21 protein-coding genes and 1 tRNA gene are annotated in these 21,301 nt (G+C 45.0%); 21 read left to right on the forward strand and 1 reads right to left on the reverse strand.

All coding sequences use genetic code 11. From position 1 onward, the window contains the following. Positions 1-126: 126 nt before the first annotated feature. The 6 genes from ICN41_RS10405 (at position 127) to ICN41_RS10430 (ending at position 6,841) form a co-directional block, all read left to right on the forward strand. The gene (locus ICN41_RS10405; protein ID WP_216292858.1) at positions 127-1,914 is read left to right on the forward strand and encodes an acetolactate synthase 3 catalytic subunit; all 1,788 of its coding nucleotides are present in this window, start codon (positions 127-129) and stop codon (positions 1,912-1,914) included. Next, the gene (gene ilvN, locus ICN41_RS10410) at positions 1,914-2,405 is read left to right on the forward strand and encodes an acetolactate synthase small subunit (RefSeq protein WP_216292859.1); all 492 of its coding nucleotides are present in this window, start codon (positions 1,914-1,916) and stop codon (positions 2,403-2,405) included. Before ICN41_RS10405 ends, ilvN begins: the two co-directional genes overlap by 1 nt. A 56-nt stretch (positions 2,406-2,461) precedes the next feature. After that, positions 2,462-3,478 carry a ketol-acid reductoisomerase gene (gene ilvC / locus ICN41_RS10415; RefSeq protein WP_216292860.1) on the forward strand — a complete coding sequence of 339 codons (1,017 nt, stop codon included), beginning with the start codon at positions 2,462-2,464 and terminating at the stop codon, positions 3,476-3,478. 42 nt (positions 3,479-3,520) lie between these two features. Next, positions 3,521-4,168, forward strand: coding sequence for a phosphatidylserine decarboxylase (locus tag ICN41_RS10420; protein WP_216292861.1), 648 nt, complete (start codon positions 3,521-3,523; stop codon positions 4,166-4,168). 27 nt (positions 4,169-4,195) lie between these two features. Continuing rightward, positions 4,196-5,059 (forward strand): CDP-diacylglycerol--serine O-phosphatidyltransferase, encoded by an 864-nt coding sequence (gene pssA, locus ICN41_RS10425; protein ID WP_216292862.1) that lies wholly within the window; start codon positions 4,196-4,198, stop codon positions 5,057-5,059. 231 nt (positions 5,060-5,290) lie between these two features. Further along, on the forward strand, positions 5,291-6,841 hold the full coding sequence (locus ICN41_RS10430) for a 2-isopropylmalate synthase (RefSeq protein ID WP_216292863.1): 1,551 nt from the start codon (positions 5,291-5,293) through the stop codon (positions 6,839-6,841). A gap of 23 nt (positions 6,842-6,864) precedes the next feature. Here the strand turns inward: ICN41_RS10430 and ICN41_RS10435 are convergent, their stop codons facing one another. Then, entirely contained in the window at positions 6,865-7,464 is a 600-nt protein-coding gene (locus ICN41_RS10435) for a YSC84-related protein (protein ID WP_216292864.1), read from the reverse strand. Between the two features lie 210 nt (positions 7,465-7,674). On the opposite strand from ICN41_RS10435, the gene rpsO reads away from it, so the two are divergent. The 15 genes from rpsO to nuoI all read left to right on the forward strand — a co-directional run bounded on the left by rpsO (position 7,675) and on the right by nuoI (position 21,289). Next, positions 7,675-7,944: a 30S ribosomal protein S15 gene (gene rpsO, locus ICN41_RS10440; protein ID WP_068323724.1), complete on the forward strand. Its 270-nt coding sequence runs from the start codon at positions 7,675-7,677 to the stop codon at positions 7,942-7,944. A 270-nt stretch (positions 7,945-8,214) separates the two neighbouring features. Next, on the forward strand, positions 8,215-10,374 hold the full coding sequence (gene pnp / locus ICN41_RS10445) for a polyribonucleotide nucleotidyltransferase (RefSeq protein ID WP_216292865.1): 2,160 nt from the start codon (positions 8,215-8,217) through the stop codon (positions 10,372-10,374). A 33-nt stretch (positions 10,375-10,407) separates the two neighbouring features. After that, positions 10,408-11,406 (forward strand): NAD(P)H-quinone oxidoreductase, encoded by a 999-nt coding sequence (locus ICN41_RS10450; protein WP_216292866.1) that lies wholly within the window; start codon positions 10,408-10,410, stop codon positions 11,404-11,406. Positions 11,407-11,420: 14 nt separating this feature from the next. Then, positions 11,421-12,179: a triose-phosphate isomerase gene (gene tpiA, locus ICN41_RS10455; protein WP_216292867.1), complete on the forward strand. Its 759-nt coding sequence runs from the start codon at positions 11,421-11,423 to the stop codon at positions 12,177-12,179. A 21-nt stretch (positions 12,180-12,200) separates the two neighbouring features. Continuing rightward, positions 12,201-12,545 carry a preprotein translocase subunit SecG gene (secG, locus tag ICN41_RS10460; protein WP_216292868.1) on the forward strand — a complete coding sequence of 115 codons (345 nt, stop codon included), beginning with the start codon at positions 12,201-12,203 and terminating at the stop codon, positions 12,543-12,545. 86 nt (positions 12,546-12,631) lie between these two features. Continuing rightward, positions 12,632-12,716 (forward strand) — tRNA-Leu (locus ICN41_RS10465). A gap of 108 nt (positions 12,717-12,824) precedes the next feature. Continuing rightward, complete coding sequence (locus tag ICN41_RS10470) at positions 12,825-13,184, forward strand: NADH-quinone oxidoreductase subunit A (RefSeq protein ID WP_012357790.1); 360 nt, start codon at positions 12,825-12,827, stop codon at positions 13,182-13,184. A gap of 5 nt (positions 13,185-13,189) precedes the next feature. After that, a complete protein-coding gene (locus tag ICN41_RS10475) occupies positions 13,190-13,672 on the forward strand; it encodes an NADH-quinone oxidoreductase subunit B family protein (protein WP_011902891.1) in 483 nt (160 codons plus the stop codon). 3 nt (positions 13,673-13,675) lie between these two features. Then, positions 13,676-14,275: an NADH-quinone oxidoreductase subunit C gene (locus tag ICN41_RS10480; protein ID WP_216292869.1), complete on the forward strand. Its 600-nt coding sequence runs from the start codon at positions 13,676-13,678 to the stop codon at positions 14,273-14,275. A gap of 3 nt (positions 14,276-14,278) precedes the next feature. After that, positions 14,279-15,532, forward strand: a complete 1,254-nt coding sequence (locus ICN41_RS10485; RefSeq protein WP_216292870.1) for an NADH-quinone oxidoreductase subunit D — start codon at positions 14,279-14,281, stop codon at positions 15,530-15,532. 23 nt (positions 15,533-15,555) lie between these two features. Continuing rightward, complete coding sequence (gene nuoE / locus ICN41_RS10490) at positions 15,556-16,062, forward strand: NADH-quinone oxidoreductase subunit NuoE (protein WP_216292871.1); 507 nt, start codon at positions 15,556-15,558, stop codon at positions 16,060-16,062. After that, positions 16,059-17,357: an NADH-quinone oxidoreductase subunit NuoF gene (gene nuoF, locus ICN41_RS10495; protein ID WP_216292872.1), complete on the forward strand. Its 1,299-nt coding sequence runs from the start codon at positions 16,059-16,061 to the stop codon at positions 17,355-17,357. The genes nuoE and nuoF overlap by 4 nt, the downstream gene beginning before the upstream one ends. A gap of 31 nt (positions 17,358-17,388) precedes the next feature. Then, positions 17,389-19,704, forward strand: coding sequence for an NADH-quinone oxidoreductase subunit NuoG (gene nuoG, locus ICN41_RS10500; protein WP_216292964.1), 2,316 nt, complete (start codon positions 17,389-17,391; stop codon positions 19,702-19,704). An 8-nt stretch (positions 19,705-19,712) separates the two neighbouring features. Then, positions 19,713-20,786, forward strand: a complete 1,074-nt coding sequence (gene nuoH, locus ICN41_RS10505; protein ID WP_216292873.1) for an NADH-quinone oxidoreductase subunit NuoH — start codon at positions 19,713-19,715, stop codon at positions 20,784-20,786. An 11-nt stretch (positions 20,787-20,797) separates the two neighbouring features. Beyond that, a complete protein-coding gene (nuoI, locus tag ICN41_RS10510; RefSeq protein ID WP_216292874.1) occupies positions 20,798-21,289 on the forward strand; it encodes an NADH-quinone oxidoreductase subunit NuoI in 492 nt (163 codons plus the stop codon). Positions 21,290-21,301: the final 12 nt, after the last annotated feature.

The raw sequence follows: 21,301 nt of genomic DNA on the forward strand, positions 1-21,301 counted from the left end.
TTACTACCTAGATTCTCATTTACGAAGTGGTTTTTCCGGTAGCAGCGCCGTTCGAACTCGGGCCACAAGCAAGAGACAGAACAGACTAAACAATTTTTTGCCGAAAATTGCAAAGGACGAAAGAAAATGAATACAAGCAGCGCCGAATTTTTAGCTTCTAAAGCTAACAAAGACTCAGCAAATCCCAATACCGTAGACGCACCTCCAGAGATGATTGGTGCTGAAATGTTAGTGCAAGCCTTGCACAAAGAAGGTGTTGAATTCGTATGGGGTTACCCAGGCGGTTCGGTACTTTTTATCTATGATGAAATTTTCAAGCAGGATAAGTTCGAACATATTTTGGTTCGACATGAACAAGCAGCTGTGCATGCAGCAGATGGCTACGCTCGTGCAACCGGTAAGGTTGGCGTTGCACTAGTCACATCAGGTCCAGGCGTAACAAATGCCGTTACTGGGATTGCTACTGCCTACACTGATTCGATCCCAATGGTGATCATCAGTGGAAACGTGCCAACTCATGCTATCGGTGAAGATGCCTTCCAAGAAGCTGACACAGTTGGTATTACGCGCCCTATTGTGAAGCACAATTTCTTGGTTAAGGATGTTAAAGATCTGCCATTGGTGTTGAAGAAGGCTTTTCATATTGCGCAGACAGGGCGCCCTGGACCAGTATTGATTGATATCCCTAAGGATATCTCTGCTGCTAAGGGTCCTTTTGTTTATCCAGAAACCCTGGAGATGCGTTCTTATAACCCAGTTGTGAAGGGTCATAGCGGTCAAATTCGCAAAGCAATTTCTTTGTTGCAAGAAGCAGAGCGCCCCTATATTTACACTGGTGGCGGCGTGATTTTGTCGGATGCCGCTCCGGAACTTAAAGAGTTTGCAGAGCTATTAGGTTATCCAGTGACCAATACCCTCATGGGCCTAGGCGGCTTCCCCGGAACTAGTCCTCAATTTGTGGGCATGTTGGGTATGCATGGAACCTATGAAGCCAATATGGCAATGCAACACAGTGATGTGTTGATTGCAATTGGTGCACGCTTTGATGATCGCGTGATCGGTAACACTGCGCACTTTGCAAGCCACCCTCGCAAAATCATTCATATTGATATCGACCCATCCGTGATTTCTAAACGTGTGAAGGTGGATGTTCCTATCGTCGGTGATCTCAAAGAGGTATTGCAGGAGATGACGGCTCAACTTAAGGTTGCTGGCCCACGCAAGAATGGTGAGAAGGTTGCCGCGTGGTGGGAGCAGATTAATGAGTGGCGCAAAAAAGATTGCTTGAAGTATGACGAGGCATCACAAATTGTGAAGCCTCAGTACGTAGTTCAAAAATTATGGGAACTCACGGGCGGTGATGCCTTTATTACTTCAGACGTTGGTCAGCATCAAATGTGGGCCGCACAGTTCTATAAATTTGATCAGCCTCGCCGTTGGATTAACTCTGGTGGACTAGGAACCATGGGTGTCGGCTTGCCTTATGCCATGGGAATTAAGAAAGCTTTCCCAGATAAGGATGTATTTGCTATCACTGGAGAAGGTTCAATCCAGATGTGTATTCAGGAGCTTTCTACCTGTAAGCAATACAACACACCAGTAAAGATTGTTTCATTGAATAACCGCTACCTTGGTATGGTTCGTCAATGGCAAGAGCTGACTTATAACAAGCGCTACTCTAGTTCTTATATGGACTCATTGCCTGATTTTGTAAAGTTGGCCGAAGCTTTTGGTCACGTTGGCATGCGCATTGAGAAGAAGTCAGATGTTGAAGGTGCTTTGAAAGAAGCGATTCGCCTGAAAGATCGCACTGTATTTATGGATTTCCAAACAGACCCAGAAGAAAACGTTTGGCCTATGGTTCAAGCAGGCAAAGGTATTACCGAAATGTTATTGGGTAGTGAGGATCTGTAATGCGACATATTATTTCTGTATTAATTGAGAACGAGCCAGGTGCCTTATCCCGAGTGGTCGGACTTTTTTCTGCGCGTGGCTACAACATCGAGACATTGAGCGTTGCGCCAACTGAAGATCCTTCTTTGTCTCGCATGACTATCGTTACTATTGGTTCCGATGATGTGATCGAGCAGATTACGAAGCATTTAAATCGCTTGGTTGAGGTGGTTAAGGTATTTGATTTAAGTGAAGGCCCTCATATTGAGCGCGAGCTCATGATGATCAAGGTGCGTGCAGTTGGTAAAGAGCGTGAAGAGTTAAAGCGAACTACCGATATTTTTCGCGGACGCATTATTGATGTGACTGATAAAAGCTACACCATCGAGTTGACTGGTGATAGCTCTAAGCTAGATGCCTTCATTGATTCAATTGATCGTGCTTCGATTTTGGAAACTGTGCGTTCGGGCGGCTCTGGTATTGGTCGCGGCGAACGTATTTTGAAGGTTTAATTTTTTTAACTGATTTATTGCAGTAATAAAACATATATTTAACACAAGGAAAGAGCATGAAAGTTTTTTACGATAAAGACGCTGATTTGTCCCTCATTAAGGGCAAGAAAGTCACCATTATTGGTTATGGTTCACAAGGGCATGCACATGCATTGAACCTCAAAGACTCTGGCGTGAATGTAACTGTTGGCTTACGTAAGGACGGTGCTTCCTGGAGCAAAGCGGCTAACGCTGGATTGACGGTGAAAGAAGTTGCAGAGGCAGTTAAAGATGCTGATGTAGTAATGATGCTTTTGCCTGATGAGCAAATCGCTGACGTGTACAACAAAGAAGTGCATGGCAATATTAAACAAGGTGCCGCTCTGGCATTTGCACACGGCTTTAACGTTCACTATGGTCAGGTACAGCCGCGTGCTGACTTGGACGTCATTATGATTGCACCAAAAGCACCTGGACATACTGTTCGTGGAACGTATTCACAAGGTGGCGGTGTGCCCCATTTGATCGCCGTATACCAAGATAAATCTGGAGCTGCTCGCGATGTTGCTTTGTCATATGCAACGGCAAACGGTGGTGGTCGCGCTGGAATTATTGAAACAAATTTCCGTGAAGAAACTGAAACTGATTTGTTCGGCGAGCAGGCTGTTCTTTGTGGTGGCGCAGTTGAATTAATCAAAGCTGGTTTTGAAACCTTGGTTGAAGCTGGCTATGCACCAGAGATGGCTTACTTCGAGTGCTTGCATGAGCTCAAGTTGATTGTTGACTTGATCTACGAGGGTGGTATCGCCAATATGAACTACTCCATCTCTAATAATGCGGAGTATGGTGAGTATGTCACTGGCCCACGCGTAGTTACGGAAGATACTAAGAATGCTATGCGCCAGTGCTTAAAAGATATTCAGACTGGTGAATATGCAAAGAGCTTCATTTTGGAAAACAAGGCAGGTGCTCCTACTTTGATTTCACGTCGTCGCTTGAATGCAGAACATGACATCGAGGTTGTTGGTGCAAAGTTGCGTGCCATGATGCCTTGGATTGCGAAGAACAAATTAGTTGACCAAACTAAGAACTAAGCAATTCAATAACCGTTTTATTTAAAAGGCTCAGAATAAAAAATGATGTATCCACACCCCATTATTGCGAAAGAAGGCTGGCCGTATTTAGCACTAGTGGGGTTCGTTACTTTGCTAGTTCAATATTTAGGCGGATCTGCTTGGTCTTGGCCTCTTTGGATTATTTTTATCTTTGTTTTGCAGTTCTTTCGGGATCCTCAGCGTATTCCGGCCATGGGTCGAGATTTGGTTTTATCTCCGGCAGATGGTCGTATTGTGGTGGTTGAAAAAGCAAACGATCCGTATGCGGGTCGTGAGGCGCTCAAAATCAGCGTTTTCATGAACGTATTTAACGTCCACTCTAATCGTAGCTCGGTTAATGGCTTAGTAAAAGAGATTCAATATTTCCCGGGTAAGTTTGTTAATGCGGATTTGGATAAAGCGTCTACAGAAAACGAGCGCAATGCTGTTGTGATTGATTCCAACGGTCAAATTGTGACCCTTGTTCAAGTCGCCGGCCTGATTGCTCGCCGCATACTTTGCTACATCCATGTAGGCGATCGTCTTAAGGCGGGTGAGCGTTATGGCTTTATTCGCTTCGGATCTAGAGTCGACGTGTATTTACCCCTTACTGCTGAGCCATTAGTCAGCGTTGGTGATAAAGTATTTGCTACCAATACAGCTTTGGCTCGATTGCCAGGTCTAGATTGATTCGATCTCACTTTTACTAGGACGATTTTGCCAACATTTCGCCGCCGTGGCCGTATCGATCGTAGTCGCTTATCTCGATCACGCTCAGATCACCCTCAAGATGAATGGGTAGAGGATCTGGTTGATGCAGACGATTACGAAGTAGAAGAGTTGCATCCTCAAAAACCCCGCTTACGTAGCAAGGGAATTTATCTACTACCCAATGCATTTACTACCGCAGCCTTGTTTTGCGGTTTCTTTGCCATTGTGAATGCCATGAACCACCAGTTTGAGATTGCTGCAATTGCTATCTTTGCTTCATTGGTTTTGGATGGTATGGATGGACGAGTTGCAAGAATGACCAATACTCAAAGCGCCTTTGGTGAGCAATATGATTCGCTCGCTGATATGGTTTCCTTTGGAGTGGCTCCAGCATTAGTTGCTTATGAATGGGCGCTTAAAGATTTAGGTAAGTGGGGCTGGTTAGCCGCTTTCACTTATTGCGCTGGTGCGGCCTTGCGTTTAGCCCGCTTTAATGTGAATACGGGTGTAGTGGATAAAAAATTCTTCCAGGGTCTACCAAGTCCTGCTGCTGGATCATTAATGGCTGGTTTTATATGGCTTGCCGACGATAATAAGATCCCGGTGCGAGATACCGCCATTCCCTGGATCACCTTTTTTATTGCTGTATACGCCGGTTTAACCATGGTTTCCAATGCCCGTTTTTATAGCGGTAAAGCGCTGGATGTTAGGTACCGGGTGCCCTTTGGCGTAATGGTTCTTCTCATTCTGACCTTTGTTTTGATTTCTTCTAACCCTCCATTGACCCTTTTCGGCTTATTCGTGGTTTATTCCATCTCGGGATACATCGTTTGGGCTTGGGAGAGACTAAGTGGCAAACGTTTTAGCTAAATTTGCTTTTTTAGGTTATATTTAATCCATGTTGATGAATTTCTCACCTTTATCTAGCCTGCTTCTACTAGCACTAAGCCTTGAGCTTGGGGCGGGTAAGGCCTGAGTTGATGAGATCTCAATAATTCATTAACCACCAAATACCAGCCCCAGCTCTTAGCTGGGGTTTTTGTTTTTTGAAATTGAAATTGTGTATTAAGCAAATAAAGTAATCAGAATCGGAGAGTAGTGATGAGCGATAGAGTAATTATTTTTGATACCACCTTGCGTGATGGAGAGCAGTCCCCAGGCGCCTCAATGACTAAGGATGAAAAAGTACGTATTGCACGTCAGCTTGAGCGCTTAAAAGTTGATGTGATTGAGGCAGGATTTGCTGCGAGCTCAGAGGGTGACTTTCAAGCTATTTCAGCGGTAGCAGCAGCAGTCAAAGATTCCATTGTGTGTTCCTTAGCCAGAGCAAACGATAAAGACATTACTCGTGCATCCGATGCCTTAAAAGCGGCCAATGCGAAACGTATCCATGCATTTTTGGCTACTAGCCCTTTACATATGGCTGTGAAATTACGCATGTCACCTGAAGAGGTATTGGAGCAGGCCAAACGTTCCATTCGCTTTGCACGAAATTTAGCGGAGGATATTGAATTTTCTGCTGAAGATGGATATCGCTCAGAAATGGATTTCTTATGTCGAGTTGTTGAGGCCGTCATTAAAGAGGGCGCTTCTACGATTAATATTCCAGATACAGTAGGTTATGCGACTCCAGAGTTGTATGGTGAGTTTATTAAAACCTTGCGCACTCGAGTTCCTAATTCTGATAAAGCTGTTTGGTCGGTTCATTGCCACAATGACTTGGGTATGGCGGTTGCCAACTCCTTGGCAGGCGTAAAGATTGGCGGCGCTCGTCAAATCGAATGCACCATTAACGGCTTGGGTGAGCGGGCAGGTAATACGGCCTTAGAAGAAATTGTGATGGCCTTGAGAACGCGTAAGGATTACTTTAATTTAGCCTGCGATATTGATGCTAGCCAAATTGTCCCCGCATCAAAAATGGTTTCCCATATCACTGGATTTGTAGTACAGCCTAATAAAGCAGTTGTTGGTGCGAATGCATTTGCACATACTTCAGGCATTCATCAAGATGGTATTTTGAAGAATCGTGAAACCTATGAAATCATGCGTGCAGAAGATGTAGGTTGGACTGCAAACAAAATCGTGTTGGGTAAGTTGTCAGGTCGTAATGCCTTTAAACAGCGCTTACATGATTTAGGAATTGTGGTTGAAGCAGAAGCAGATGTGAATGAGGCGTTTACTCGCTTTAAGGCCTTGGCTGATCAAAAGTCTGAAATTTTTGATGAAGACATTATTGCGATCATGTCTGAGACTTCTGCGGCGGCAGAAGAGGGCGAATTTTACAAGTTCATTTCCTTAAGTCAGCATTCTGAAACTGGTGAGCGTCCAAAATCTAAGGTCACTTTCCGAGTTGGCAATAAAGAGGCGAGCTCAGAGGCTGAAGGCAATGGCCCAGTAGATGCGAGCTTGAATGCCATTGAGGAAATTGTGAGGAGTGGGGCAGAGCAATTGCTCTATTCAGTCAATGCAATTACTTCTGGAACACAGTCTCAAGGCGAAGTCACTGTTCGATTGTCTAAGGGCGGCCGGATTGTTAATGGCGTTGGAACTGATCCTGACATTATTGCGGCATCAGCTAAAGCTTACTTATCGGCGTTGAATAAATTGCATGACCCTAGCCAAGCTAAACTGAATGCGCAGATGACCCCATAAGCACGGACATCTGCAACACCTTTTTATTTATTGAGATCGGTATTTTTATAGTAATTGGTACCTTTGCCGGTGATCTCTGCGGCGAGGCCTGAGTCTGTTAGTTGATACATCAGTACGCCGGGAGCCACTATTGCGGCATTTTGATAGGCACCTCCATTGGCTTGATATTTGGCTGCAGCAGTAACTTGTCCACCAAAAGTCCAACCAGAATTTATAAAGTCACTTAATGCCGCTTTTGTTTGGAAGACAAAGATATTCTGAAAGGAATTAATGCCGATGCCTAATCCGGCTTGGACTTGTACCATATCCATATAAATGGGCTTGGAATTTTTTTGAATCACAACGCCACTTCCTGAACCGCCGCCCGCAATCAAAATCTTCATACCAAAGTTACTAAAAGTGGCATAGCCAACCGATTTATCGATAAGTTCTTTTGCCTCAGGCGAAACCGCATAGAGTTGCTTTAGCGTTTCCCTACTCTGTTTGAGGATATCTTCACGTTGCTGGGCAACCGTCTTATCGCTGCCAAATATAGAAGAGATTTGGGCAAATGCTGTGCCTTGTAGGCAAAAAACCCCAAGAATGATGGTGAAGATTGCGGAAGTAAAGGTATTTAATTTCATAAGTTACTGATTAAATTGAATATTTATTTATTTCAGGTGGTATGGGCTAGCAAAGAACAATAAGTTTTCTCTTGGTTTGCCGCATTTTAGACCTCTCTCTGATACAATTCGATGGCTTTGATTTATAAAGCTTTTTTGTTTGATTTTGTTAATAACGCACGACACAAATTGGGTGAAAGCTCATGTGTTCGCAAGTAAGGAGTATTAAAAATGGCAGTTGCTGATATTAAAACGGCGGAAATCGTCAAAGAAAACGCGCGTAGCGCAAACGATACGGGTAGCCCTGAGGTTCAAGTTTCATTGCTAACAGCCCGCATCAATGAATTAACCCCCCATTTCAAGGCTAACGCTAAAGACCATCACAGCCGTCGCGGTTTGTTGAAGATGGTTTCACGTCGCCGTCGCCTCTTGGATTACCTCAAAGGCAAAGATCTGGATCGCTATCGCGCATTGATCGAGAAATTAGGTCTCCGTAAGTAATTCTTGTATCGGTATTGCAATGCCATCTCACTTAAGGTTGTTTCTTTCCAGATGCAGTCTTAAGAAGGTGGCATGTTTTTTGAGCGGTTTTCGATAATTTGTGTAGGGGATCGTGTCATTCCAATGAGTTTCTGAGATCGATTCAGAGTCTCCCTGGAATGGCATCCCTTGTGATCTTAAAACGCTCCAGTGTTGTCGTGACACTGCTTTATCCCACGACAAGCGTCTGACTCATGTGAGTCTTGCGTGAACAATTTGGAGAAAATCAGAATGACGATGTTTAAAAAAGCAGTAAAGAGTTTTCAATGGGGTAATCATCAAGTAACCATGGAAACAGGCGAGATTGCTCGCCAAGCAGGTGGTGCCGTTATTGTTAACGTTGATGACACTGTAGTAATGGGTACTGTAGTTGCCTCTAAGTCTGCAAAGCCAGGCCAATCCTTTTTTCCATTAACAGTTGATTATTTAGAAAAGACTTACGCAGCAGGCAAGATCCCTGGTGGTTTCTTCCGTCGTGAAGGTCGTCCATCAGAAGGTGAGACATTGATCTCCCGTTTGATCGATCGCCCATTGCGTCCTTTATTTCCAGAAGGTTTCTTGAATGAAGTGCAGGTTGTAGTGCATGTGTTGTCTATCAACCCAGATGTTCCTGCTGATATTCCTGCTTTGATCGCCGCTTCTGCAGCTTTAGCAGTTTCAGGCATTCCTTTTGCTGGCCCAGTAGGTGCAGCTCGCGTTGGTTACGCAAATGGTCAATACCTCTTGAACCCAACTCGTACAGAACAAGCTACTAGCGAACTCGATTTGATCGTGGCTGGTACACAAGCTGCTGTATTGATGGTGGAGTCTGAGGCAAATCAATTATCTGAAGAAGTCATGCTTGGTGCGGTTGTATATGGTCATGACCAAATGCAAACTGCGATCAATGCGATCAATGATTTAGTGCGTGAAGCTGGTAAACCAGAGTGGGATTGGACTGCCGCTCCTAAGGATGAACCATTTATTGCTAAGGTCACAGCATTGGCTGAAGCGCCATTACGTGAGGCTTATCAGATTCGTCAAAAAGGTGCTCGTTCAGACAAGTTGAAGGAAATTTCAAAACAAGTTTTAGCTAAGTTGTCGGAAGAGGGTGATGTTGATGCAGTTGCTGTAAGCGACATCATGTTTGAAATCGAAGCGAAGATTGTTCGTAGTCAGATTTTGAATGGTGAGCCACGTATTGATGGACGCGATACTCGTACTGTTCGTCCAATTGAAATTCGTAACGGCGTATTGCCGCGCACCCATGGTTCTGCATTGTTTACTCGTGGTGAAACTCAAGCTCTTGTGGTTGCTACGCTGGGTACTGCCCGTGACGAGCAAATTATTGACGCGCTCGAAGGTGAATACCGCGATCGTTTCATGTTCCACTACAACATGCCTCCATTTGCTACTGGCGAAACTGGCCGTGTAGGTAGTCCTAAGCGCCGCGAAATTGGTCATGGTCGTTTAGCTAAGCGCGCTTTGATTCCTGTTTTGCCAAGCCCAGAAGATTTTGCATACAGCATTCGTGTTGTTTCAGAAATTACAGAGTCCAATGGATCTTCATCTATGGCTTCTGTTTGCGGTGGCTGTTTAGCAATGATGGACGCTGGCGTTCCGGTGAAGGCACACGTTGCTGGTGTAGCAATGGGCTTAATTTTGGATGGCAACCGTTTTGCTGTGCTGACCGATATCTTGGGTGATGAAGATCACTTAGGTGATATGGATTTCAAAGTGGCTGGTACTGCAAACGGTATTACTGCACTTCAGATGGATATCAAAGTTCAAGGTATTACTAAAGAAATTATGCAAGTTGCTTTAGCGCAGGCTAAAGAAGGCCGCTTACATATCTTGAGCAATATGCAAGAAGCAATGGGTTCAGTTCGCACAGAATTGTCTGCTCATGCACCGCGCATGGTGTCATTCAAGATTCATCCAGATAAGATTCGTGAAGTGATTGGTAAGGGTGGTGCAACTATCCAGGCTCTGACTAAAGAAACTGGTTGCAGCATTGATATCAAAGATGACGGTACTGTAACTATTGCTTCTACAAGCGCTGAAGGCATGGCCGAAGCTAAAGCCCGTATCGAAGGTATTACAGCTGAAGCTGAAGTAGGCAAGATCTACGAAGGTCCAGTGGTGAAATTGCTTGAGTTCGGCGCTTTGGTCAATATTCTTCCTGGTAAAGATGGTCTCTTGCACATCTCTGAAATTTCTAATGAGCGTGTAAAAGAAGTTAAAGATTACCTCGCTGAAGGCCAAGTGGTTCGCGTGAAATTGTTGGCTGCTGATGAGCGTGGTCGTTTGCGTTTATCACTGAAGGCTGCAATGGCTGATGAGGGTGGCACGATTGCTCCTTTAGCAGGCGAGACAACTGAAGCCGCTCCAGTAACTGACGAAACAGCTTAAGTAAGTATTACTCAGAAGCCATAGGAGTATGTGATGCGCGTAATTGAGATCAAAGAATTTGGTGCGCCGGAAATGTTGGTGCCTACAACTCGTCCAGATCCAGTAGTACCCACTGCTGGATCTGGCGAGGTTTTGATTAAAGTGCTTGCAGCAGGAATTAATCGTCCTGACGTATTGCAGCGTAAGGGTCATTACCCTGTCCCTGCTGGCGCATCCGATATTCCTGGTCTTGAAGTAGCTGGCGAGATTATTGGTGGAGACTTAGCGCATATTGATAACGCTTTTGGTTTAAAGGTAGGCGATAAGGTTTGTGCTTTGGTCCAAGGCGGTGGTTATGCGGATCTGTGCACGGCCCCTGTTGCTCAATGTTTGCCTTATCCCAAAGGTTTTAATGATCAAGAAGCTGCTGCATTACCTGAAACGTTTTATACGGTATGGAGTAATGTCTTCATGCGTGGACAGCTATCCGCTGGCGAAACCTTACTAGTGCAGGGTGGCTCAAGCGGTATTGGTGTCACTGCTATTTTGATTGCTAAGGCGCTCGGCTTTAAGGTATTTGTAACTGCTGGAAACGATGAAAAATGTGCGGCATGTCTTCGCTTGGGCGCTGACCTTGCCATCAATTACAAAACACAAGATTTCGTTGAGGAAGTCAAAAAGGCTACTGACGGTAAAGGTGTGAATGTGATTCTCGATATGGTCACTGGAGACTATGTGCAGCGTGAAATTGATTGCCTTGCGGATGATGGCCGGATTGTCATTATTGCGATCCAGGGGGGATCTAAAGCAGAAGTCAGTACTAATCAAATTTTGCGTAGACGTTTAACCATTACTGGCTCTACTTTGCGTCCTCGACCAGTAGCATTTAAAAAACAAATTACCAAGCAGTTATATGACCATGTTTGGCCGCTACTCAATGCAGGTAAATTAAAGCCAGCTATTTATAAAACATTTGCCTTAGACCAGGCAGCAGATGCACATCGATTGATGGAGTCATCTGAGCATGTCGGCAAAATTGTTTTAACGGTTTAATTCTTAGCCAGCTTATGCGTCCACTTATCATCATCGGCAACTGGAAAATGAATGGCAGTCTTGCTAGTAACCAAGACTGGGTTAAGACAGTTGCACGCGGAATGGAAAGTGGCATGCCAGCGGGTCGTCAGTATGTTGTATGCCCACCTTTTCCTTATTTGTCACAGTGCGGTGCATTAATTAAAGAACATTCCTTGGCTTTTTTAAGTCTTGGTGCTCAGGATGCTTCTGCTCATGCGTCTGGAGCCTATACAGGTGAGGTTGCAGCCTCTATGCTTAAAGAAATCGGTTGTAGCTATGTCATCGTAGGACACTCAGAACGTCGCCAATTTCATCAGGAGGCGGATGAAGTGGTTGCCACTAAAGCCCTACAGGTATTGGATAGTGGCATGACCCCAGTAATCTGCGTTGGAGAGACTGCCGATGAACGTAACTCGGGTAGAGCGGAAGAGATCGTTTGCTCGCAAGTGGCTAAGCAGGTTAATGTTCTGCAAGACAGGCTAGCGGATTGTTTGATTGCTTATGAGCCTATATGGGCTATTGGCACAGGCAAAGTCGCCAGTGCTCAAATTGCACAGGATATGCATCGTACGATTCGGCATCAGTTAGCTGAATTTAATGAAGATGTTGCTTCTCATGTTGGGATTTTGTACGGCGGCAGTGTTAAGCCTGACAATGCTGTTGAGTTGTTTGCCATGCCGGATATTGATGGCGGGCTGGTTGGGGGTGCATCATTGAGCCCTCAAGATTTTCTTGCTATTTGTCAGGCATAGATTTTTTATTGGAGATGCGTTGTGGAATGGTTTAAGACTTTATTAATCGTATTGCAGGTAGTTTCAGCTTTAGCTGTCATTCTCTTGGTCTTATTGCAACAAGGAAAGGGCGCTGATATGGGTGCTGCTTTTGGATCTGGTTCATCTGGTAGCTTATTTGGCGCCAGTGGCTCTGCCAACTTTTTATCCCATACGACAGCGATTTTTGCAGCCATTTTCTTTCTCAGTACCCTAGGAATTACTTGGCTAGGGAATAAGAAGGAAGTGAGCCCAGGCGTTCTCTCTGGCACGGTAGCGCCAGCGGCTGCCCCAGCTGCTCCGGTAGCTCCAGTTCAGGATCCAACAAAACCTGCAGTTCCTAAGTAAAAAAGTAGGTTTTTACTGATTTATTTACCTCAATTTTGGGGTAGCTTAGTGGTGCAATGCAGTAGAATTGATGGGCTTTGCAAGATGCCGACGTGGTGAAATTGGTAGACACGCTATCTTGAGGGGGTAGTGGCTTAGGCTGTGCGAGTTCGAGTCTCGCCGTCGGCACCAAAATAAAGAATTTGTAGGGGTTTTTGCTCTAAATCAATGAAATATGTAGTGGATTAAATAATAATTTGTTGTGTTTTAGATTTACCAGACGAACGACTCAGGACCATTTTGAATCTCGCTAATTACTTTCCTGTTTTGCTATTTATCCTTGTAGGTATTGGGGTAGGTTTAGTGCCCATGTTCCTCGGAAAAATTCTGGCTCCTTCAAAACCGGATGCCGAAAAACTCTCTCCTTATGAGTGCGGCTTTGAGGCTTTCGAAGATGCGCGTATGAAGTTCGATGTGCGCTATTACCTGATTGCTATTCTATTTATCTTGTTCGACCTAGAAACTGCATTCCTATTTCCTTGGGGTGTTGCTCTTCGTGATATCGGTTGGCTTGGCTATGCCTCTATGGTGATTTTCCTGTTGGAATTCATTGTGGGATTTGTTTATATCTGGAAAAAGGGCGCTCTCGACTGGGAGTGATCGATATGGCATTAGAAGGCGTTCTCAAAGAAGGTTTTGTTACCACCACGGCGGATCAGTTAATTAACTGGACGCGTAATGGTTCACTCTGGCCTATGACCTTCGGTCTGGCCTGTTGCGCTGTAGAAATGATGCATGCAGGCGCCTCACGTTATGACTTAGATCGTTTTGGCGTTGTGTTTAGACCATCTCCACGTCAATCTGATTTGATGATTGTCGCTGGAACACTTTGCAACAAAATGGCTCCAGCCCTTCGTAAGGTTTATGACCAAATGCCAGAGCCACGTTGGGTCATCTCAATGGGTTCTTGTGCAAATGGCGGTGGCTACTACCATAACTCATACTCAGTTGTGCGCGGTTGCGATCGTATTGTGCCGGTTGATATTTATGTTCCTGGCTGTCCTCCAACTGCTGAAGCTTTGATCTACGGAATTATCCAATTGCAATCGAAGATCGCTCGCACCAGCACGATTGCGCGGAAGGCTTAAGTTATGTCAGATCGTTTAATTCAACTCACTGCTAACTTAGAGAAAGTTTTAGGTAAACGCGTGCAATCCATTGAGATTGCATTGGGCGAAGTCACTGTTGTGCTAAATGCAGATACCTATTTAGAGTCAGCCTTGATGCTGCGTGATGATCCATCTTTAGCTTTTGAGCAATTAATTGATCTCTGCGGTGTTGATTACCAAGACTTCCGTGATGGTGCATGGGGCGGCCAGCGATTTGCTGTTGTGAGCCATTTGCTGTCGCTCGAGCATAACTGGCGTTTACGTATTCGTGTATTTGCGCAAGATGATAGCTACCCTTTAGTTGCCTCTATCACGCCTGTATGGAATTCTGCTAACTGGTTTGAGCGTGAGGCATTTGATCTATATGGAATCCTGTTTGACGGCCATGATGATCTGCGTCGTATCTTGACGGATTATGGATTCATAGGTCACCCGTTTAGAAAAGATTTCCCAATCAGCGGCAATGTAGAAATGCGTTATGACCCAGAGTTAAAGCGGGTTGTCTATCAGCCAGTGACGATTGAAGCGCGTGAGATTACTCCTCGTATCGTTCGCGAAGAGCAGTATGGAGGCCCGGTTTAAGTCATGGCACAAATTAAGAACTACACCCTCAACTTTGGCCCTCAGCATCCGGCAGCGCATGGAGTATTGCGCTTGGTTTTGGAGCTAGACGGCGAAGTGATTCAACGTGCTGATCCGCATATTGGTTTATTGCATCGCGCTACTGAGAAGTTGGCCGAAACGCGTACTTGGATTCAAAACGTTCCTTATATGGATCGCTTGGACTACGTATCGATGATGGCCAATGAGCATGCTTATGTCATGGCGATTGAAAAGTTATTGCAAGTAGACGTTCCTTTACGTGCTCAATACATCCGCGTGATGTATGACGAATTGACTCGTTTACTGAATCACTTGCTATGGATAGGTTGTCATGGTTTAGACGTTGGTGCAATGGCGGTGTTCCTTTATGCCTTCCGTGACCGTGAAGATATCTTTGATATGTACGAAGCAGTTTCTGGTGCTCGTATGCATGCTGCTTACTATCGTCCTGGTGGTGTTTATCGCGATCTCCCGGATCAAATGGCTCAATATAACAAGTCAAAGATTCGCAGCACTTCTGCTGTTAAACGTTTGAATGAGAACCGCAGTGGAACATTACTCGATTTCATTGATCAATTTACGCAGGGCTTTGATGCCAACGTAGATGAATACTGCAATCTCTTGACTGATAACCGTATTTGGAAGCAGCGCTTAGTAAATATCGGTATTGTTACTCCTGAGAGAGCGCTACAACTTGGCTTTACGGGTCCAATGTTGCGTGGTTCTGGCATTGAATGGGATTTACGTAAGAAGCAACCATATGAAGTGTATGACCGCCTCGATTTTGATATTCCTATAGGTGTGAATGGTGACTCTTATGATCGCTATTTAGTGCGCATGGAAGAGATGCGTCAATCTAATCGCATCATTAAACAGTGCGTTACGTGGTTAAAAGCCAATCCAGGCCCTGTAATGTCTGACAACCATAAGGTTGCTCCACCTAAGCGCGTAGACATGAAGACCAATATGGAAGAGTTGATTCACCATTTCAAACTCTTTACTGAAGGGATTCACGTTCCCGATGGCGAGGCTTATTCTGCCGTGGAGCACCCTAAGGGTGAGTTTGGCATTTACTTGATTTCTGATGGTGCTAATAAGCCATACCGCATGAAGATACGTGCTCCAGGATTTGTGCATCTTTCCGCTATGGATGAGATGTCACGTGGCCATATGTTGGCTGACGCGGTAACCATTATTGGTACGCAAGATATTGTGTTCGGGGAGATTGACCGCTAATAGAGCGTGCCAAAGATTATTTAATGACAACCACTCTTCAACTATCCGATAAAACACTGGCAGATATTGCGCGCAATGTCGCTAAATATCCACCAGAGCAAAAGCAGTCTGCTGTGATGGCTTCCTTGATTGCCGCCCAAACCGAAGTAGGTTGGGTATCGCCTGAAGTCATTTCAACCGTTGCGCAACTCTTAGAAATGCCAACTATTGCAGTTGAGGAGGTTGCGACCTTCTACAACATGTACAACACCAAGCAAATTGGTAAATATAAGTTAGTTATTTGTACTAACTTGCCTTGCCAGCTAACTCATGGCGAAACTGCCGCAACTTACCTAAAGGAAACCTTGGGTATTGGCTACAACGAAACTACACCTTGTGGCACCTTCACTTTAAAAGAGGGTGAGTGTATGGGTGCTTGCGGAGATTCTCCTGTAATGCTTGTTAATGACAAGCGTATGTGTAGCTTTATGAGTAAAGAAAAAATTGATGCTCTATTAAGTGAGCTTCGTGCAGAAGGGAAAGCAGCATGACTAGCTTGCACGATCGTCACATTAAGCCTTTGATCCTTGCTGGATTGAATGGCGATAACTGGCGTTTAAAAGATTACGAAAGTCGTGGTGGCTATCAACAATTACGTCGTTTAATAAATGACAAGATTGCACCAGATGCCATCATCGCAGAATTAAAAGCTTCATCCCTGCGTGGTCGTGGCGGTGCGGGCTTCCCGACAGGTTTGAAGTGGAGTTTTATGCCACGACAATTCCCAGGGCAGAAATATTTAGTTTGTAATAGTGACGAAGGTGAGCCAGGTACTTTCAAAGACCGCGACATCATGCGTTACAACCCGCATGCATTGATTGAAGGCATGATTATTGGTGCTTACACGATGGGCATCACCACTGGTTATAACTACATTCATGGCGAAATCTGGGAAGTCTATTCACGCTTTGAAGAGGCTTTAGAAGAGGCCCGTGCTGCTGGCCTCTTGGGCGATAAAATTTTAGGTAGCGATTTTTCATTCCAATTACATGCATCCCCTGGTTGGGGTGCTTATATTTGTGGTGAAGAAACTGCCTTATTGGAATCATTGGAAGGCAAAAAAGGCCAGCCTCGATTTAAGCCTCCATTCCCAGCAAGCTTTGGTTTGTATGGAAAACCAACTACGATTAATAACACCGAAACATTTGCAGCGGTGCCATTCATCTTGGCGATTGGTGGGCAGGCGTATTTGGATTTAGGTAAGCCTAATAATGGCGGAACCAAAATATTTTCAGTATCTGGTGACGTTGTTCATCCGGGTAATTATGAAATTCCATTGGGTACACCATTTGCGGAGTTACTCAAGTTGGCAGGTGGAATGCGAGAAGGCAAAGCCTTAAAGGCAGTCATTCCTGGTGGATCCTCTGCACCAGTGATTCCAGGCGCACAGATGATGGATCTAACAATGGATTACGACAGTATTGCTAAGGCTGGTTCCATGTTGGGATCGGGTGCTGTCATTGTGATGAACGATACGCGTTGCATGGTTCGCGCCTTAGAGCGTTTGTCCTACTTCTATCATGAAGAGTCTTGCGGTCAATGTACGCCATGCCGTGAGGGAACTGGCTGGTTATGGCGTATTGTTCACCGCATTGAACATGGCCAGGGACGTCCAGAGGATATGGATTTGCTAAATGATGTGGCAGCTAATATACAAGGCCGCACTATTTGTGCATTAGGCGATGCTGCTGCTATGCCAGTGCGTGGCATGTTGAAGCATTACATGGATGAATTTGCGTATCACGTAGAACATAAGCGCTGCTTAGATTCTGCGACACCTTTATAAGTTATTGAGCACGGGATATCGTAAAGTGAGCATGGTAGAAATCGAATTAGATGGTAAGACGGTAGAGGTTCCGCAAGGTTCGATGGTGATGCACGCCGCGAATAAGCTTGGCACCTACGTTCCTCACTTCTGCTATCACAAGAAATTATCTATTGCTGCTAATTGCCGTATGTGTTTAGTTGAGGTAGAAAAAGCGCCTAAACCTTTACCAGCTTGTGCAACTCCAGTTACGCAAGGCATGAAAGTGTTTACGCATTCTGCTAAAGCAGTTGAGGCACAACGTTCAGTTATGGAGTTTTTGCTGATCAATCATCCTTTAGATTGCCCAATTTGCGATCAAGGCGGTGAGTGCCAGTTGCAGGATTTAGCTGTTGGTTATGGCAAGTCAAATTCTCGCTACGAAGAAGAAAAGCGGGTGGTATTCCACAAGAATGTTGGCCCCTTAATCTCCATGCAAGAGATGAGCCGTTGCATTCACTGCACACGTTGTGTTCGTTTTGGTCAAGAAGTTGCTGGTGTCATGGAATTAGGCATGATTAACCGCGGCGAACATTCTGAAATCACAACTTTCGTTGGTCAAACGGTAGACTCTGAGCTCTCAGGAAACATGATTGATTTATGTCCTGTGGGAGCCTTAACTAGTAAGCCGTTCCGTTATGCTGCACGTACATGGGAGTTGGGTCGTAAACGCTCAGTGAGCCCGCACGATAGCTTAGGTGCGAACACCACCGTCCAAACCAAATCAAATAAAGTCATGCGTGTCGTTGCTTTGGAAAATGAAGCAATCAATGAGTGCTGGATTAGTGATCGTGATCGTTTTGCATACGAAGGCTTGAATAGTTCAGATCGTTTGACTACACCAATGGTTAAGCAAGGCGGTCAATGGCTTGAAACTGATTGGCAATCCGCTCTTGACTACGTAGCCCATTCACTCAAAACGATTTCTGCTGAAAGTGGCGCTGAATCTATAGGCGCATTAGCACACCCAATTTCAAGTACTGAAGAATTGCATCTTCTGCAAAAAATGATTCGTGGCCTAGGTTCAAACCAGGTTGATACGCGTTTGCGTCAATCAGATGTGAAAGCGGCTGCAACTGCGCCTTGGTTAGGAATGCCAATTGCAAAGTTAAGCGAACTAGATCGTGCATTGATCATTGGAAGTTTCTTGCGCAAGGATCAGCCGATTATTGCGGCACGTTTACGCACAGCTGCAAAACGTGGATTACAGGTTCTCCGTATTGATGCTGGTGGCGATGACTGGTTAATTCCAGCAAGAGCTATTGCCTCAGCACCCAGCACATGGATTAACTCTCTTAGCGAGATAGCGTTGGCAGTTGCTAAAGCGAAATCGGTTTCCATACCAGCTGGCACCCCAAATCTTACAATCTCTGCCGAAGCGCAAAAGATGGCTGACAGCTTGCTTTCTGGTTCCTCAACTGCTGTCTTGCTAGGTTCTGCAGCGATTTCACAAGCAAACGCATCTGATTTACATGTGCTGGCTCAATTCATTGCAGATAACACTGGTGCAATCCTTGGCTTCTTGCCGGTAGGTGGTAATGCGGTAGGTGCCGCACTTGTGAATGCTAATGGTGCCGGTGTTGAATCGGTGCTTTCTGGTGATCGTCGTGCAGTCATTTTGATGAATATCGAACCAGACGCTGACTTACCAAATCCTATACAGGCTCGTGCCGCTCTTGCAAAAGCAAACACTGTAATTGCATTAAGTGCATACCGGAGTACTGACCTGCTTGAAGTAGCTGATGTAATCCTGCCGATCTCGACATTTACTGAAACAGTCTCTACCTTTGTCAACGCCGAAGGCAGAGTTCAAACGGTACAGCCTTCTGTTAAGCCACTAGGTGATTCACGCCCGGGCTGGAAAGTGTTACGAGTGTTGGGCGGACTTGTTGGTGTGGATGGATTCTTATTCAATATGCCTGAAGAGGTTCTTGGCGAGGCTTTAAGTGAAAACTATTGCGCAAAGCTAAATAATTCATCAAGCTCCAATGTTCTTACTAATACAAATTCAGTAGCTCAGCAAGGTCTTGAGCGTTTAACTGATGTCAATATCTATGCTGGTGATCAGATTGTCCGCCGCTCATCAGCTTTGCAACTGACTCGTGATGCAAAGCACGGCAATCAAGTGGGTTTAGGTCAAAAACTATTTTCTGAATTGGGTTTAGGTGAGGGCGATTTAGTGTGTGTCACTCAGGATTCCCAATCTGTGAATATGCCAGCAACATTAGAGGTAAATCTAGCGCCAGGCGCCGTCAGAATCTCTGCGGGTACTCTGGCTAGTGCGAAATTAGGCCAAATGTTTGGTCCAATAACAGTTAGTAAGGCCTAAGGTAAGAGATGGATAATTTCTTAAACCTCATCACCACGCATGGCGAAGCCATTTTTGGATCTTTATGGCCTTTGGTATGGGCCTTAGTACGTATCGTCATTATCGTATTGCCAATGTTTGCTTGCGTTGCTTACCTCACTTTGTGGGAGCGTAAGCTAATTGGTTGGATGCATATTCGTCTAGGGCCAAATCGAGTAGGTCCTCTAGGTCTGCTGCAACCAATTGCTGATGCATTGAAGCTTTTGATGAAGGAAATTATTGCTCCTGCACGAGCAAGTAAGGTACTGTATTTTATCGCGCCAATCATGGTGATCATGCCTGCGTTCGCAGCATGGGCCGTTATTCCATTTCAAGCAAAGATGGTGCTTGCTGATGTGAATGCCGGACTTCTCTACATTATGGCTATTTCATCAATTGGTGTCTATGGTGTGATTCTTGCTGGATGGTCTTCAAACTCTAAGTATCCATTTCTTGGGGCCATGCGCGCATCTGCTCAAATGATTTCATATGAGATTGCAATGGGCTTTGCTTTAGTAACGGTATTACTTACCTCTGGCTCATTAAATCTAAGCACAATTGTGGCATCACAGGGGCAAGGTTATTTTGCTGAAATTGGTTTGAACTTCTTATCCTGGAATTGGCTGCCACTCCTGCCGATGTTCTTGATTTATTTCATCTCAGGCGTTGCCGAAACAAACCGTCATCCATTTGACGTCGTTGAAGGCGAGTCGGAGATTGTTGCGGGACATATGGTTGAGTACTCAGGCATGTCATTTGCCATGTTCTTCTTGGCAGAGTATGCCAATATGATTTTGATTGCGGCAGTGGCATCCATTATTTTCTTGGGTGGCTGGCTGCCGATTGTTGATTTGCCGATCCTGCGCGACATACCTGGTTTCTTCTGGTTGTTTGCTAAAACTTTTTTCTTATTATCTTGCGTCATTTGGTTGCGTGCTACCTTGCCTCGCTATCGTTATGACCAGATCATGCGTTTGGGCTGGAAGATTTTTATTCCCATCTCCGTATTTTGGGTTGTTGTTATTGGCGCATGGGTCGTTTCACCATGGAATATTTGGAAATAAGTTGACTAATCATGTTTAAGAAAATTTCCCAATTCCTCGATAGCCTGATGCTCAAAGACATCCTTACTGGGATGTCTATTACAGGCCGCTATCTCTTTAAGCCAAAGATTACTGTGCAGTATCCGGAGGAGAAGACGCCTCTCTCTAGTCGTTTTCGTGGACTGCATGCTTTACGTCGTTATGAAAATGGCGAAGAGCGCTGCATTGGTTGCAAATTGTGTGAAGCAGTATGTCCAGCCTATGCAATCACAATCGAGACTGCTGAGCGTGATGATGGCACTAGAAGAACAAGTCGTTACGACATCGACTTAACAAAATGTATTTTCTGTGGCTTTTGCGAAGAGGCTTGCCCTGTTGATGCCATTGTGGAAACAAACATCTTTGAATATTTTGGCGATAAACGTGGCGACTTATATTTCACTAAAGACATGCTTTTAGCTGTTGGTGACAAGTATGAAAAAGAGATTGCCGCTAATCGTGCCGCTGATGCACCTTATCGTTAATCGAATAGAGCG

It is taken from the genome of Polynucleobacter sp. 15G-AUS-farblos (assembly GCF_018882445.1).
Lineage (GTDB): Bacteria > Pseudomonadota > Gammaproteobacteria > Burkholderiales > Burkholderiaceae > Polynucleobacter.

What these genes read in the sequence shown, in the direction of transcription:
- ICN41_RS10405 (WP_216292858.1), top strand. Translation starts at nt 127, where the DNA reads ATGAATACAAGCAGCGCCGAATTTTTAGCTTCTAAAGCTAACAAAGAC.
- ilvN (WP_216292859.1), top strand. Translation starts at nt 1,914, where the DNA reads ATGCGACATATTATTTCTGTATTAATTGAGAACGAGCCAGGTGCCTTA.
- ilvC (WP_216292860.1), top strand. Translation starts at nt 2,462, where the DNA reads ATGAAAGTTTTTTACGATAAAGACGCTGATTTGTCCCTCATTAAGGGC.
- ICN41_RS10420 (WP_216292861.1), top strand. Translation starts at nt 3,521, where the DNA reads ATGATGTATCCACACCCCATTATTGCGAAAGAAGGCTGGCCGTATTTA.
- ICN41_RS10430 (WP_216292863.1), top strand. Translation starts at nt 5,291, where the DNA reads ATGAGCGATAGAGTAATTATTTTTGATACCACCTTGCGTGATGGAGAG.
- ICN41_RS10435 (WP_216292864.1), bottom strand. Translation starts at nt 7,464, where the DNA reads ATGAAATTAAATACCTTTACTTCCGCAATCTTCACCATCATTCTTGGG.
- rpsO (WP_068323724.1), top strand. Translation starts at nt 7,675, where the DNA reads ATGGCAGTTGCTGATATTAAAACGGCGGAAATCGTCAAAGAAAACGCG.
- pnp (WP_216292865.1), top strand. Translation starts at nt 8,215, where the DNA reads ATGACGATGTTTAAAAAAGCAGTAAAGAGTTTTCAATGGGGTAATCAT.
- ICN41_RS10450 (WP_216292866.1), top strand. Translation starts at nt 10,408, where the DNA reads ATGCGCGTAATTGAGATCAAAGAATTTGGTGCGCCGGAAATGTTGGTG.
- tpiA (WP_216292867.1), top strand. Translation starts at nt 11,421, where the DNA reads ATGCGTCCACTTATCATCATCGGCAACTGGAAAATGAATGGCAGTCTT.
- ICN41_RS10475 (WP_011902891.1), top strand. Translation starts at nt 13,190, where the DNA reads ATGGCATTAGAAGGCGTTCTCAAAGAAGGTTTTGTTACCACCACGGCG.
- ICN41_RS10480 (WP_216292869.1), top strand. Translation starts at nt 13,676, where the DNA reads ATGTCAGATCGTTTAATTCAACTCACTGCTAACTTAGAGAAAGTTTTA.
- ICN41_RS10485 (WP_216292870.1), top strand. Translation starts at nt 14,279, where the DNA reads ATGGCACAAATTAAGAACTACACCCTCAACTTTGGCCCTCAGCATCCG.
- nuoE (WP_216292871.1), top strand. Translation starts at nt 15,556, where the DNA reads ATGACAACCACTCTTCAACTATCCGATAAAACACTGGCAGATATTGCG.
- nuoF (WP_216292872.1), top strand. Translation starts at nt 16,059, where the DNA reads ATGACTAGCTTGCACGATCGTCACATTAAGCCTTTGATCCTTGCTGGA.
- nuoG (WP_216292964.1), top strand. Translation starts at nt 17,389, where the DNA reads ATGGTAGAAATCGAATTAGATGGTAAGACGGTAGAGGTTCCGCAAGGT.
- nuoH (WP_216292873.1), top strand. Translation starts at nt 19,713, where the DNA reads ATGGATAATTTCTTAAACCTCATCACCACGCATGGCGAAGCCATTTTT.
- nuoI (WP_216292874.1), top strand. Translation starts at nt 20,798, where the DNA reads ATGTTTAAGAAAATTTCCCAATTCCTCGATAGCCTGATGCTCAAAGAC.